The following is a 13,759-nucleotide window of genomic DNA, read 5'->3' as shown; positions in this document are numbered from 1 at the left end:
AAGGGATTTTGAATGCGGTATGACCATTTTTCTTGAATTGTAGCCTAATGGAAACAATCAAATTTTACTGAAAAATTCATAATGCGACCCGTTTTTAGACAACGCCTTTATAGCCTCTATACTTTGCGTCTCTGCGACTTTGGGTGAAATTTGGCTCGCAAAGGCGCAGGGGCGCAAAGGGTATTTTCAATATTTAATTTCTTCGTATGAATTATGGATGGTCTTATTGAATTATATCTCCTTAGGGCAACCCAAGTAAGCAACTCATTCAAACAAGATGCGAATTATTTTATTTTTTCCTGCAGCAATGGCTGTGTTGGTGTTCAGAAAACGAAGGGTGAATAAAGTAGTGTCTTTGCTAATTTGTTGCCATGATTCACCTCCATTTTTTGAAAAATGAATGCCAGTTGCGCCAACGGTCAGTAATTTTTTTCCGTGGCTTTTCGGCATGTATTGCACACAGGAAATATATCCGGGTCCTTCTTTTTCAGCGATCAGTTGCCATGTTTTTCCAGCAGTTGTTGTAGAGGCTTTATTGCCGAAATTTTGGTTGGGTATTTCGTAATTTCCCCCAGCGATACAGCCAATTTTAGAATTGTAAAAAGCAGCACTAAAAATACCAGTCATACTTTGTCCTTGTATCATAGGGGTTTCATAGGCTCTCCAAGATTTGCCTTTATTTGACGAATAAAATATTCTTGCATTTTTGCCGCCTGAGACTATCCATGTATGTTTTCCTTGAATAACAATAGTGGTATTGCTTGCCGCAAATGCTCCTTCGCCTTCTTTACTTTTAGGAAAACTGTCTTTTGGTACTTCTGTCCAAGTAGCTCCTCCATCTTTTGTAATTACGATACTAAAGTTATTGTCGATAGGGTCGCCTACTGCAATTCCTTCTTTTTCGTTCCAAAACTGAAGACTATCATAAAAGGCTTTTTCATGGTGGTTTTGAAATACCAATTTTGTCGCTCCATTATCTTTATCGATTTGGTACATCAAAGCTGGGCTAGCGGTTGATAAAACTAAAAAATGATTTGGTGTTATTGCTGAACTTCGAAATTCAAGTGTTTTAGAATGATCAATCGTTTTTATATGGCTTTCTTTTTTTACTAGATCATAATAGCCATATCTGTTTTTGTCAGCAGCGAACCAAATTTTATTTGCGTCGATATTTAAGGTCCGTATATTAATTTTATCTTCTAAAAGAGTGTCGATTTTTGTTTTTTGATAAGAAATCGTTTGCGTGTGCTTTTTTTGCGCATTACTAAAAATGCAATATAATAGACTGAATGACAAATATATTATGGTTTTTGCTTTCATTTGTTTGCAATTTGTGCAAGCGAAAATACGATTTTATAAACAATCTCCATTGAAAAATAGACGCTTCTGGCACAGTAATTGGTTTGTGGTAGGAATAACTTTAAAACCGATGTGCGATGAAAACCAAATTACTTGTAGTCGCTTTGCTTAGCATAGCTTATTCCGAATTCGCTTCAGCTCAAAACCGAACAACGATTTCAATTCCGAATGATGAAATTAGTGATAATTTAGATTTAAAAGCGGTGGCCTCTGTTTTTGGAGAATCCACAACTATTCAAGATTTCGAGAGGAGATTAAACGATCCTAGAAGGCAAATTTCTAATTTAGATCTTAACTATGATAATCAGGTGGACTATTTGAGGGTGGTAGAATCTGTAGAAGGAGCTACCCATGTTGTGGTCATTCAAGCGGTTTTGGGTCGCCATAGATTTCAGGATGTAGCGACTCTTGATATTGAAAGAAAACGAAACAATACTTTGAGTATACAAATCGTGGGAGATGTGTTTATGTATGGTCCTAATTTTATTTATGAACCCGTTTACTACAGCACACCGGCTATTTATGCTTCCTTTTATAGTAATCGTTATCGCCCTTATTGCTCCTCTTGGAATTGGAATTATTACCCTTCCTATTATGTTTCTTGGCGTCCAACTCCGATTTACCACTACCGAAGCAATGTCGCAAATTGCATAGATGTTCATAATTATTACCATTATGTGAGTTATAGAAAGAGTTACTACGCACCAACTATTTGTGCTGCTAACCGTCAAAATGACTACGAAAAACGATATCCTGATCATTCTTTTTCGAAACGTAATAGCTCTGTGGCTAATCGCTATGATTTAGAGGGTAAAAAAGCGAATCGTAGGGTAGATGATAATGAATATCAGAAGAATTCGGGTGCTAAGTATACAGAAAATCGTTCCTCGAATCGCGTTAAAAATAAGTATCAACCCGATTATAACATGCAAGGAGATGGCGCCAGTACTGATTATGATTATTCAAATGGCTATTCCAACACGAAGAATACAAATAAACAGGCAGACTTAGCAAACGATGTTTCAAGCCAACGCATCTATCAAGAGGCTGCGACTAGGAGGAGCGTCCCTGCTCCCGAATCAATAGCACCTAGAGTGCGTTATGAAGTGACAAGTGAGCGGCGTTCCCGAGGGGAGGGGAGTAATGCCGCAGAAAACAGAGGGTATCTAAAATCCGAGAGATCCTCTAATGAGAACCGACACAGCAGTGTTGGGAATAGACGAATTTAGTCTATTTAGCAGGTAAGAAGCACGGCAAATAGGCCGTGTTTTTTTCTTATTTATATAAAATAAATTCTTAAATAAATTTTAAAAGACTAAATTTGGTGCAGTTTTATAATTTTTTTTCATGAGCGCAACGCACAAAGACCTGCATAGTAAATTAACATTCAGTGGTTTATTAATTTCTCTAGGGATAATTTATGGTGATATTGGGACTTCACCTTTATATGTAATGAAAGCCATACTTGGGGATCATGTCATCGATCCCGAGGTAGTTCTAGGAGGGGTTAGTTGTGTTTTTTGGACTTTGACACTTCAAACGACTTTAAAATATGTTATTTTAACCTTAAGTGCCGATAATCATGGAGAGGGGGGGATTTTCGCGCTCTATGCTTTGGTTAAGAAAACCAAAATTAAATGGCTCATTGTTCCTGCGATTATTGGGGGTAGTGCCCTTTTAGCAGATGGAATTATTACCCCACCCATTTCCGTATCCTCTGCTGTAGAAGGAATCAAAACATTTAATCCCGAAATCAATACCGTTCCGATTGTGATCGCTATTTTAGTAATGCTTTTTACTATTCAGCAGTTTGGGACTAAATTAGTAGGTAAGTTTTTTGCCCCTATGATGACTATTTGGTTCAGTATGTTGGCAATATTAGGATCTATTCAAATTAGTTATCATCCTGAGGTTTTTAAGGCGATCAATCCTTATTATGCTTATAATTTATTAACGATTCATCCCGAGGGATTTTTTGTTTTAGGCTTTGTATTCTTGTGTACGACAGGAGCAGAGGCTTTGTACTCGGATATGGGGCATTGCGGGAGAAAGAATATCCGGATTAGCTGGATTTTTGTGAAGACTGCCTTGATGTTAAACTATTTTGGTCAGGCAGCTTATTTGATCAATCGTGGCGGCGAAACATTGCAATCTTTGGGTGGTAATAATGGGAATCCTTTCTATTTAATCATGCCAAATTGGTTCCAACCGTTTGGTATTGTTATCGCAACCTTGGCTGCAGTGATTGCTTCTCAAGCGTTAATTAGTGGTTCTTTTACACTAATCAATGAAGCGATGCGTTTGAATTTTTGGCCTAAAGTACGAATCAAATACCCTACGGAATTGAAAGGTCAACTCTATATTCCATCCATAAATTGGTTGTTATTGGTGGGTTGTATTGGTATTGTGTTGCACTTTAGAGAATCCAGTAATATGGAGCATGCTTATGGATTGGCCATCGTGTTGTGTATGATAATGACAACAATTCTGCTCAATTATTACCTGATTATGAAACGTGTAAAATGGTATTTCTTTGTGCCGTTGATCACGCTGTATTTAATCATTGAATTAAGTTTTTTAGCCGCTAATATTACCAAGTTTTCTGAGGGAGGTTATGTTACTTTGTTTATTGCTATTATTTTAATTACAATAATGACGATATGGTATTTGGCTAAAAAAATTAATAAAATTTACACCAAAATAGTTAAAATCGAGAATTTCAAAAAAGTATTGGTGGAGTTGAGTAATGATTTAACGATTCCTAAATATGCAACCCATTTAATTTATATGACAAACGCTGGTAGGGTAGATGAAATAGAAGAAAAAGTAACCTATTCCATTCTTCAAAAAAGGCCTAAACGAGCCGATATTTACTGGTTTGTCCATGTCAATGTTTTGAATGAGCCTTACAAAAAAGAATATAAAGTAACAGAAATTGTAAAGGATGATCTTTATCGAATCGATTTTAATTTAGGTTTTAGAGAGCCTACCAAAATTAATTTGATGTTTCGTGAAGTAATTATTGATATGGTTAAAAAAGGGGAAGTTGATGTCACTAGCCGTTATGAGTCCCTCAATAAAAACAATATAGTGGGAGATTTTAAATTTGTGCTTTCAGAAAAGTTTTTATCCAATGATTCCGACTTGTTATGGCATGAAAAATTAGTCATGAATTCTTATTTTTTAATTAAAAAACTGAGTTTGTCAGAAGAAAGTGCTTTCGGATTGGATAGTAGTTCGGTTAAAATTGAAAAATTTCCAATGGTTCTTCATGCTCCCGAAAGTTTAGGATTAACTAGAATTAAATAAGTCATTAACTATTGTGGTTACTGATGCAAAATAAGTTAATACCTCATTTTTGGGTGATTAGTAATTGATGCTACACTACTTGTATTTATATAAAAGCACTGTTTAGGCAGTGTTTTTTTTTGCTTTTTAAATTATCAAAGAACAATCCGTTCTAAAAATTTAACATTCAAGCAATAAATAGTACCTTTGCGGTTCAATTATTTAAAATGAGATTACACAGAAATTTAGTTTACACGACGATAGATGCTTTAAATGCAATTTTCAATGAGGGGGAATATGCGGATAAAGTCGTTGCTAGGTCTTTAAAAAAAGACAAACGTTGGGGAAGTTCCGACAGAAAATTTGTTGCTGAAACCATCTATGAAATTGTGCGATGGAAACGTTTGTATGCCGAAATTGCGGAAGTTAAGGAGCCATTTGATCGCGATAATTTATGGAGAATTTTTGCAGTTTGGGCAGTGTTAAGAGGGTATCCGATTCCTGATTGGAGACAGTTGGAAGGGACACCGGAACGTAAAATAAAAGGAAGGTTTGATGAACTTTCAAAAATAAGAACCTTCAAAGAATCTATCCCTGATTGGATGGATGAAATTGGCGTAAAAGAATTAGGAGAAAAAGTTTGGTCTAAAGAAATTTCGGCTCAAAATCAACCTGCAAAAGTGGTGCTCCGAGTGAATACTTTGAAGACCAATAGAGAAGCTTTACGTGCCATTTTGATGGATTTGAACATAGCAACCGATACATTGCCAGATCAACCTCAGGCATTGGTATTGCGAGAAAGGGCTAACGTGTTTTTAACCGATGCTTTCAAACAAGGATTGTTTGAAGTACAAGATGCAAATTCACAATTAGTCGCTTCTTTTTTAGACGTTAAACCAGGCATGCGAGTAGTGGATACTTGTGCAGGTGCAGGTGGGAAAACGCTGCACATAGCCGCATTAATGGAAAATAAAGGGCAATTAATTGCTATGGATTTGTATGAAAGCAAACTCAAACAATTGAAAATAAGAGCCAAACGTGACAGTGCTTTCAATATAGAATATCGCATCATTGATTCTACTAAAGTGATTAAAAAGCTGCATCAAAAAGCGGATAGAGTGTTGATTGATGCTCCTTGTAGTGGTCTTGGTGTTTTGAAAAGAAATCCGGATTCAAAATGGAAATTGCAACCTGAATTCATTGATAATATTAGAAAAGTACAAGCAGAAGTATTAGAGAGTTATTCCAAAATTGTAAAACCCGGTGGAAAATTGGTGTATGCTACGTGCTCTATTCTACCTTCTGAGAATCAAGAACAAGTTAAACGATTTTTAACAACCGATATTGGTCAGGAATTTACTTTTATAAAAGATCATAAAATTTTAGCCTCTGAATCCGGTTTTGATGGATTTTATATGGCGCTTTTAGAACGTAAAGAGAATGCGCTGCAATAGCTTTTCGATACACTTTACCTAAAATACCCAATACAGACAGTCAAATGAAACTATTTATTTGACTGTTTTTTTTGAGTTTTTTTTGGTAGTTTTAACTTATATTTTTTTGATTCTTTGGTAAGGAATGCTTACTTTTTAATCCAATATTTTAAACAATAAATTTAACTATGCGACAATTACTTACTCATTTTTCTCGACTTTTTGTGGGGACTTTATTTATTATTTCTGGATTGATTAAGCTCAATGATCCTTTAGGTTTTTCCTATAAATTAGTAGAATATTTTAGTGAGGCTGTTTTTAATGTACCCTTTTTAGCTCCATTTGCATTGGCAATCGCTTTGTTTTTAGTGGTATTAGAAGTGGTTTTAGGAGTTATGTTGCTACTTGGTTTTCAAGTTAAAGTTACTATTTGGAGTCTGTTAGGTTTAATAGTTGTTTTTACGTTTCTAACGTTTTATTCTGCCTATTTTGATGTGGTAAAAGATTGTGGCTGTTTTGGCGATGCTTTAAAATTAAAACCTTGGGAAACTTTTGCTAAGGACATTGTTTTACTAGTTTTTATTTTGATATTGTATTTCAATCAAAATGGCATTCGTCCCTTGTTTGGGGTGGGGGTTCAAAAGAGTATAGTATTGCTGTCTTTCGTACTTTGTTGTTTTATGGGTTATTGGGTTTTACATCATTTGCCTTTGAAGGATTTTAGGCCTTTTAAAGTGGGCGCCAATATTCTTGAAGGAATGGAAATTCCAAACAATGCACCCAAAAGTGTTGTCGAAATGGTGTTTATTTATAATGTTAACGGCGTTAAGAAAGAGTTTACCGAAAAAAATCTAATGCAAATCCCTGCAGGAGCTGTATTTGTTGATCGAATTGATAAAGTGATTACTGAGGGTTATGTGCCTCCGATACATGATTTCACAATGGAAAAAGACGGAGAAGATTTTAAAGACCGTTTTTTAAGTGAATCTAAATTACTGTTAGTCGTGGCTTATGACCTAGAAAGTGCTGATGTAGCGGGTATGAAAAAGTTAGCCGCATTACATCAAAAAGCTTTGACAAAGGGGTATACTGTAATTGGATTAACGGCCTCTTCCCCTGAACAAATAGCTGCAGCCAAACAACAATTTGGTCTTGGCTTTGATTTTTATTTTTGTGATGGAATTGCCTTAAAAACAGTGGAACGTGCTAATCCTAGTATTGTTTTGGTATCCAAGGCTGTCGTACTGCAAAAGGTACATTATAATGATATTGAGGATTTAAATTTGTAGTATTTGAAAATTGTACACTTGCAAATTACTTCGTAGCAGTGCCAGTAATTTGATTAGAGTATCGTACCCTATTTGAATAAAGTTTTCCATGCGTCTAGAGTTATTTAGGCGCATTTTTTTTGAGAAAGCGGCTCCTATTTCCTGGTTTACTTTACCGAAAACTACCCTTGAAGGTTCGGTTTAGGTTGGACTTATTTATTAACGAAAACGTTATTTATTTGTTTTTTAACAAAAAAACAACGAAACTATAAAAGCAATGCTACTATAGGTGAAATAGTTTCTTTAAATTTGTAACAAACCAAAAAACCTTACTAATGAATAAAATAGTTGTCTTTTTTATCGCTTTTGTTACTTTTTCATGCTCTCAAGCTCAAAAAAAAGAATTTTCAGCGGTTGCCTTAAATGAAAAATTGCTAGCTCTCAATGACCAACAAGTGTCTTTTAAAGATGTTTTAAAAAAACATAAAGGAAAAACTCTAGTGATTGAGGTGTGGGCCTCTTGGTGTGGCGATTGTGTAAAAGCAATGCCAAAAATGAAAGAATTACAATCGAAATATACTGCTGTAGATTACGTTTTTATCTCTATGGATAAAACGGTTGACAAATGGAAGGCAGGCGTTCAAAAGCACGAATTGGTTGGAGATCACTATATGGCTAATGATCAAATGAAGGGTGTTTTTGCTAAAGCCATAGACTTGGATTGGATTCCAAGGTATATTATCATTGATAAAAAAGGCAAAATAGTACAATATCGTGCTATTGAAACTGATTTTCAACTGATAGAATCCTCTTTAAATACTTTACAATAAATTTATATTCAAACCTTAATAAACAAACATATGAGAAAGAAGATTGTTGCTGGAAACTGGAAAATGCATAAAAATGCTACTCAAACTCAAGAATTATTAGCTGATTTATTATCTAAAATACCTACTACTACTGAGGCACAAGTTATTGTTGCTCCTACCTATATCAATTTGGCTGCTGCAGTTACTCAATTAGAAGGTGCTGCGATAGAAGTAGCTGCTCAAAATCTACATCAAGCGGAAAGTGGCGCGTTTACAGGAGAAATTTCTGCGGATATGATCAAAAGTGTTGGAGTGAATTATGTTATTTTGGGACATTCAGAACGAAGAGCTATTTTTAACGAAACAGATGCCTTGATTGCTAGTAAAGTAAACACGGCTTTAGAACATGACATGACGGTTATTTTTTGCTTTGGTGAAGAATTGAAAGACCGTCAATCTGGGAATCATTTCAATATCGTTGAAAACCAATTAAAGGATGGTTTGTTTCACATTGCTGCGGCTGACTTTGAAAAAGTAGTCTTAGCTTACGAGCCAGTATGGGCTATTGGTACAGGGGAGACCGCTTCACCAGAACAAGCGCAGGAAATGCATGAATTTATTAGAGAAACCGTTAGAAAAGCATTCACAAGTGCTATCGCTGAGGATTTAACTATTTTGTATGGTGGCAGTGTAAAACCAGATAATGCCAAAGAAATTTTTTCTAAACCTGATGTGGACGGTGGTTTAATTGGCGGAGCCGCTTTGAATGCCTCTGATTTTGTTTCGATTATCTCGGCTATTTAAAGCACTTTTTTTAAAATAAAAAAGCAGACTATCTCATTTTTGATAGTCTGCTTTTTTTTTTAATATACATGTTGTTAGTGGATGCAATCGTAACGATCCGCATTCATTACTTTTGTCCATGCCGCAATGAAGTCTGTTACAAATTTTTCTTTAGCATCTGCACAAGCATAAACCTCCGCAATGGCTCTTAACTCAGAATTTGATCCAAATATTAAATCCACTCTTGTCCCCGTCCATTTTAGTGTTCCTGTAGTTCTATGGCGTCCTTCAAATACAGTATCTGAATCTGAGCTAGCTTTCCAAGTAGTGCTAAAATCGATAAGATTTACAAAAAAATCATTAGTTAATGTTTCAGGGTTATGAGTGAATACGCCATGTTTGGCATGATTGAAATTCGTATCTAGCACTCGCAGTCCACCAATTAAAACCGTCATTTCAGGTGCGGTCAAAGTTAATAATTGGGCTCGATCTACTAGCATTTCTTCTTCGGATATGCTTAATTTTGTTTTGGTGTAATTTCTAAATCCGTCTGCTAGTGGTTCTAATACCGCGAACGAATCCACATCAGTAAGTTCTTGGGAGGCATCTGTTCTTCCTGGAACAAATGGAACGGTAACTGATATTCCTGCATTTTGTGCAGCTTTTTCAACACCAACATTTCCTCCAATCACAATTAAATCCGCTATAGAAACATTTTTGCCATTTGATTGCGCTTGGTTGAATTCCTGTTGAATGGATTCAAGTATCGAAAGAACTTTAGATAATTGAGCAGGATTGTTGACTTCCCAATCTTTTTGAGGGGCTAATCGGATACGAGCACCGTTGGCACCTCCTCGTTTGTCAGACCCTCTGAATGTGGAAGCCGAAGCCCAGGCTGTAGTTACTAATTCGGATATTGATAATCCAGAATTGGCTATTTTTGTTTGTAACACCTTATAATCATTTGCATCAATGCTTGGACTAGTGGTCGTTGGAATAGGATCTTGCCAAATAAGTTCTTCTTGTGGCACTTCCGGTCCTAAATATCTTGCAATAGGTCCCATATCTCGATGGGTTAGTTTGAACCAAGCGCGGGCGAAGATTGCTGCAAACTCTTCATGATTTTCGTGAAATCTGCGGGATATTTTTGCGTAAGCAGGGTCTACTTTTAAGGCCATGTCAGCCGTTGTCATCATCAATCTTTGCTGTTTGGTCGCGTCTCCTGCAGCTGGAGCCATTTTAGCATTAGATGCTGCCGTTGGTGTCCATTGGTGTGCTCCCGCAGGGCTTTTTGTGAGTTCCCATTCGTAACCTAATAACACATTGAAGTAATCGTTATCCCATTGTGTAGGGTTTGGCGTCCATGCACCTTCAATGCCGCTAGTGATCGTATGATCTCCTGTGCCTGTACCAAATGAATTTTTCCAACCTAAACTTTGCTCCTCAATTGATGCTCCGGCAGGTTCTGGCCCCACATAAATACTAGGGTCTGCCGCTCCATGAGCTTTTCCAAAAGTATGTCCACCCGCCACTAAGGCAACGGTTTCTTCATCATTCATAGCCATTCGTGCGAAGGTCTCTCTAATGTCTTTTGCAGAAGCCAACGGATCTGGATTTCCATTAGGTCCCTCGGGATTTACGTATATTAGCCCCATTTGCACAGCAGCTAGTGGGTTTTCTAATTCTCTATCGCCAGAATAACGTTGGTCTTCTAACCATTTTCCTTCGGAACCCCAGTAGATATCTTCTTCAGGTTCCCAAACATCTTCTCTACCACCTCCAAAACCGAAGGTTTGAAGCCCCATCGATTCTAAAGCACAATTTCCGGCTAAAATCATTAAATCGGCCCATGAAAGGGAGCGTCCGTATTTTTGTTTGACGGGCCAAAGTAATAAGCGCGCTTTATCTAAATTACCATTATCCGGCCAGCTATTTAATGGTGCAAATCGCTGTGTGCCTGATGCAGCTCCACCGCGGCCATCAGCTGTTCGGTATGTTCCCGCGCTATGCCAAGCCATACGAATAAAGAAAGGACCATAATGACCATAATCAGCTGGCCACCATTCTTGTGAGTTGGTCATTATCTCAAAAAGGTCTTTTTTAACTTCTTTTAAATCGAGACTATTGAATGCCGCTTTGTAATTAAAATTATCTCCCATCGGATTCGATAAGGCGGAATGTTGACGAAGAATGGATAAATTCAATTGGTTAGGCCACCAATCACGATTATTGGTTCCTTTTCCAGCACTTTTCATTGGCGTGCCACTTGAAAATGGACATTTTCCACTTCCACTTGATGCATTACTGTTACTTTCCATACGTTGTTTTTTAAATTACTTACTCTTGCTAATTTACCATGTTTTTGACTGTTGTAAATAAAAACACAATAGATAAAAACTATCAAGTAAGCGTGAATTATTATGCCTAAATATATGAAAATATTGTTAAATAAATGATAACGAAATGGTTAAAGAATGGTTTTCACGAAATGCAGCTGCAAAAAAAAGCCTCTTAGGTTGACTAAGAGGCTTGTAGGTGCTATTAAATTTTTCTTAAAGTTTAAGGTGGTTTAATTTGCTATTTTTTTTGCTGTAGCTAAAATAAATCACTAATCCCATGAGTAACCAAATTCCAAAATAAATCCAATTCCAAACACTTAATTCTGCCATCATATACAAACAACAGATTAAGCCCAGCAGCGGAATTAAAGATAAATTTTCTTTGTAAGCCCAAATGGCTAGTCCAATTAACGAAAACAAAAAGATCCACATTGGAATTTTATGTTTGAATAACGTAAAACCGCTTTCATATTTAATGCTATGCTCAACAGGTAAACCGGCTACTATTTTTGCATAAGCGGCCTCATCCTGAGCGTGTTTGCTTAATAAATTTTCTAAGTCAGGCGAAGTTTCTGCAGCGTTTTTTCCTTCGATCGCTATCAAATATTCTAAAACTTTTTGGCTTTCTTCTTTGTTTAAGGAGGTTACTATAGAGGAAGGGTCATTTACTTGGGTTTCATTCGTAATAAAATCCATGGTCGCTTTGTTATTAAATCCAAAAGCAAATATCAACCCTACCATCATAAGCATCGGCATGATAAACTTTGAATTGATGTAGGGTGTTTTGAATTTACCCCTAGGGATGTCTGTTTTGTTTTGTAATGATAAAACTCCTGCACAAACTAAAACAAAGGCAAATAAAGTACCAATACTACACAAATCTGTCACCATGGTCAAGTTTAAAAAAAGCGCAGGCACCGCCACTACAAATCCTGTAACAATAGTAGCAAAAGAAGGTGTTTTGAATTTAGGATGAACCGTTGAAAATTTCTTAGGCAAAAGACCATCTCTACTCATACTCATCCAAATACGGGGTTGCCCCATTTGAAACACTAATAATACACTAGCCATGGCCACTACCGCTGATACGGCAATAATTCCTGATAGCCATTTTAAATTTAATTTATCAAATACAAACGCTAATGGGTCTCCAACATTTAATTGGTTATAAGACACCATACCGGTAAGTACTAGTGCGATGGCAATATATAATATGGTACAAATGATAATGGCCCACATCATTCCTTTTGGTAAATCGCGTTGTGGGTCTTTGCACTCTTCCGCTGTGGTGGAAATGGCATCAAAGCCAATATATGCGAAGAAAACAGCAGAAACTCCTTTTAAAACCCCTGAAACTCCGTTGGGAGCAAATGGACTCCAATTGTCAACATCGATATAAAAAACACCTACAGCAATTACTAATAGTACCACACACACTTTGATGGCTACCATTAAATTACTAGCATTTCTTGATTCTTTCATGCCGCGATATACTAAGGCTGTAATTAACACAATAATTAACAAAGCAGGTAAGTCAGCCACTACATGAAAATTTCCTAGTGTTGGTGAAGTAGTCCAGGCTGTATAAGCGTTTTGAGTTGCTGTTTCTAAATTTTCAAATGATTTTCCTCCTTGCATTAGTGCGGTTGCTTCTTTGAACCCATTGGAAGCGGTCAAATAATCCATTTGTACCCATTGCGGTAAGGTGATTCCTCCGCTCTGCAATAGTCCTGTAAAATAATCGCTCCATGAAATAGCCACTGTTATGTTTCCTACCGCATATTCCATAATTAAGGCCCATCCGATAATCCAAGCGATGATTTCTCCGAAAGCAACATAAGAATAGGTGTAAGCACTACCAGAAACAGGAACCATCGAAGCAAATTCTGCGTACGCAAAAGCAGCAAAACTACAAGCGACTGCCGTAAAAATGAATAAAAAGATCACTGCAGGTCCTCCATCTGCACTTGCTTTTCCAATGGTGCTAAAAATACCAGCACCAACAATAGCGGCTATTCCAAAAGCAGTAAGATCTCGAGCGGTTAAGTGTTTTCCTAAAGCTTCATGTCCCTCCAAATTGTTTTTTTCAACTTGTTTCAGAATATCCTGTACTGTTTTTTTTCTAAATAAACCTTTTAATGCCATTTTTAAAGTTTTAACTGTATTGTTAGGGTATGATTGAATTGTAACTTATGATTTAAAGAAAAAAACTAGCTTTTAAAATTTGATATTTTTAAAATTTATTTATCCTTAAAACAAATAATAAATAAAAATTATGCTTTTTATTATGTTAAAAAAGTCAAATATAAATAAAAAACCGACTTAACAAAGAAAAACATTTTTTTTATTTTAAGATTAATTAACCTTAGTTTTACAAAGGCCGTAAAAATAGTAATATACTAATTATCAATCTTGTTATTCTACATTTTTTTAGTAAAATTTATGTGATAAATGTTTATTAATAGACTTTAATCTAGTTT

General features: G+C 36.2%; 9 protein-coding genes. 6 read left to right on the top strand and 3 right to left on the bottom strand.

Going from position 1 to position 13,759, the window contains the following annotated elements:
• Positions 1-264: 264 nt before the first annotated feature.
• A complete protein-coding gene (locus ACSVH7_RS05605; protein WP_438065709.1) occupies positions 265-1,320 on the bottom strand; it encodes an oxidoreductase in 1,056 nt (351 codons plus the stop codon).
• Between the two features lie 116 nt (positions 1,321-1,436).
• Here ACSVH7_RS05605 and ACSVH7_RS05600 point away from each other — a divergent pair, with 116 nt between their 5' ends.
• The 6 genes from ACSVH7_RS05600 (at position 1,437) to tpiA (ending at position 8,961) form a co-directional block, all read left to right on the top strand.
• Positions 1,437-2,588, top strand: a complete 1,152-nt coding sequence (locus ACSVH7_RS05600) for a hypothetical protein (protein ID WP_438065708.1) — start codon at positions 1,437-1,439, stop codon at positions 2,586-2,588.
• Between the two features lie 118 nt (positions 2,589-2,706).
• Complete coding sequence (locus ACSVH7_RS05595) at positions 2,707-4,668, top strand: KUP/HAK/KT family potassium transporter (RefSeq protein WP_438065707.1); 1,962 nt, start codon at positions 2,707-2,709, stop codon at positions 4,666-4,668.
• 206 nt (positions 4,669-4,874) lie between these two features.
• Positions 4,875-6,101, top strand: a complete 1,227-nt coding sequence (locus ACSVH7_RS05590) for an RsmB/NOP family class I SAM-dependent RNA methyltransferase (protein WP_438065706.1) — start codon at positions 4,875-4,877, stop codon at positions 6,099-6,101.
• Positions 6,102-6,268: 167 nt separating this feature from the next.
• Positions 6,269-7,369, top strand: coding sequence for a BT_3928 family protein (locus ACSVH7_RS05585; protein WP_438065705.1), 1,101 nt, complete (start codon positions 6,269-6,271; stop codon positions 7,367-7,369).
• A 314-nt stretch (positions 7,370-7,683) separates the two neighbouring features.
• A complete protein-coding gene (locus ACSVH7_RS05580; protein WP_438065704.1) occupies positions 7,684-8,178 on the top strand; it encodes a TlpA family protein disulfide reductase in 495 nt (164 codons plus the stop codon).
• A gap of 30 nt (positions 8,179-8,208) precedes the next feature.
• Positions 8,209-8,961 (top strand): triose-phosphate isomerase, encoded by a 753-nt coding sequence (gene tpiA, locus ACSVH7_RS05575; protein WP_438065703.1) that lies wholly within the window; start codon positions 8,209-8,211, stop codon positions 8,959-8,961.
• Positions 8,962-9,035: 74 nt separating this feature from the next.
• On the opposite strand, the gene katG is transcribed toward tpiA, so the two are convergent.
• Both katG and ACSVH7_RS05565 read right to left on the bottom strand, forming a co-directional pair.
• Complete coding sequence (gene katG / locus ACSVH7_RS05570; protein ID WP_438065702.1) at positions 9,036-11,258, bottom strand: catalase/peroxidase HPI; 2,223 nt, start codon at positions 11,256-11,258, stop codon at positions 9,036-9,038.
• A gap of 234 nt (positions 11,259-11,492) precedes the next feature.
• Complete coding sequence (locus tag ACSVH7_RS05565) at positions 11,493-13,424, bottom strand: amino acid permease (RefSeq protein WP_438065701.1); 1,932 nt, start codon at positions 13,422-13,424, stop codon at positions 11,493-11,495.
• Between the last annotated feature and the right edge of the window lie 335 nt (positions 13,425-13,759).

This window comes from Flavobacterium sp. TSSA_36 (genome assembly GCF_051547165.1).
Classification (GTDB): domain Bacteria; phylum Bacteroidota; class Bacteroidia; order Flavobacteriales; family Flavobacteriaceae; genus Flavobacterium.
This window is presented reverse-complemented; position numbering and strand designations above follow the sequence as displayed.

What these genes read in the sequence shown, in the direction of transcription:
- tpiA (WP_438065703.1), top strand. Translation starts at nt 8,209, where the DNA reads ATGAGAAAGAAGATTGTTGCTGGAAACTGGAAAATGCATAAAAATGCT.
- ACSVH7_RS05580 (WP_438065704.1), top strand. Translation starts at nt 7,684, where the DNA reads ATGAATAAAATAGTTGTCTTTTTTATCGCTTTTGTTACTTTTTCATGC.
- ACSVH7_RS05605 (WP_438065709.1), bottom strand. Translation starts at nt 1,320, where the DNA reads ATGAAAGCAAAAACCATAATATATTTGTCATTCAGTCTATTATATTGC.
- katG (WP_438065702.1), bottom strand. Translation starts at nt 11,258, where the DNA reads ATGGAAAGTAACAGTAATGCATCAAGTGGAAGTGGAAAATGTCCATTT.
- ACSVH7_RS05595 (WP_438065707.1), top strand. Translation starts at nt 2,707, where the DNA reads ATGAGCGCAACGCACAAAGACCTGCATAGTAAATTAACATTCAGTGGT.
- ACSVH7_RS05600 (WP_438065708.1), top strand. Translation starts at nt 1,437, where the DNA reads ATGAAAACCAAATTACTTGTAGTCGCTTTGCTTAGCATAGCTTATTCC.
- ACSVH7_RS05565 (WP_438065701.1), bottom strand. Translation starts at nt 13,424, where the DNA reads ATGGCATTAAAAGGTTTATTTAGAAAAAAAACAGTACAGGATATTCTG.
- ACSVH7_RS05590 (WP_438065706.1), top strand. Translation starts at nt 4,875, where the DNA reads ATGAGATTACACAGAAATTTAGTTTACACGACGATAGATGCTTTAAAT.
- ACSVH7_RS05585 (WP_438065705.1), top strand. Translation starts at nt 6,269, where the DNA reads ATGCGACAATTACTTACTCATTTTTCTCGACTTTTTGTGGGGACTTTA.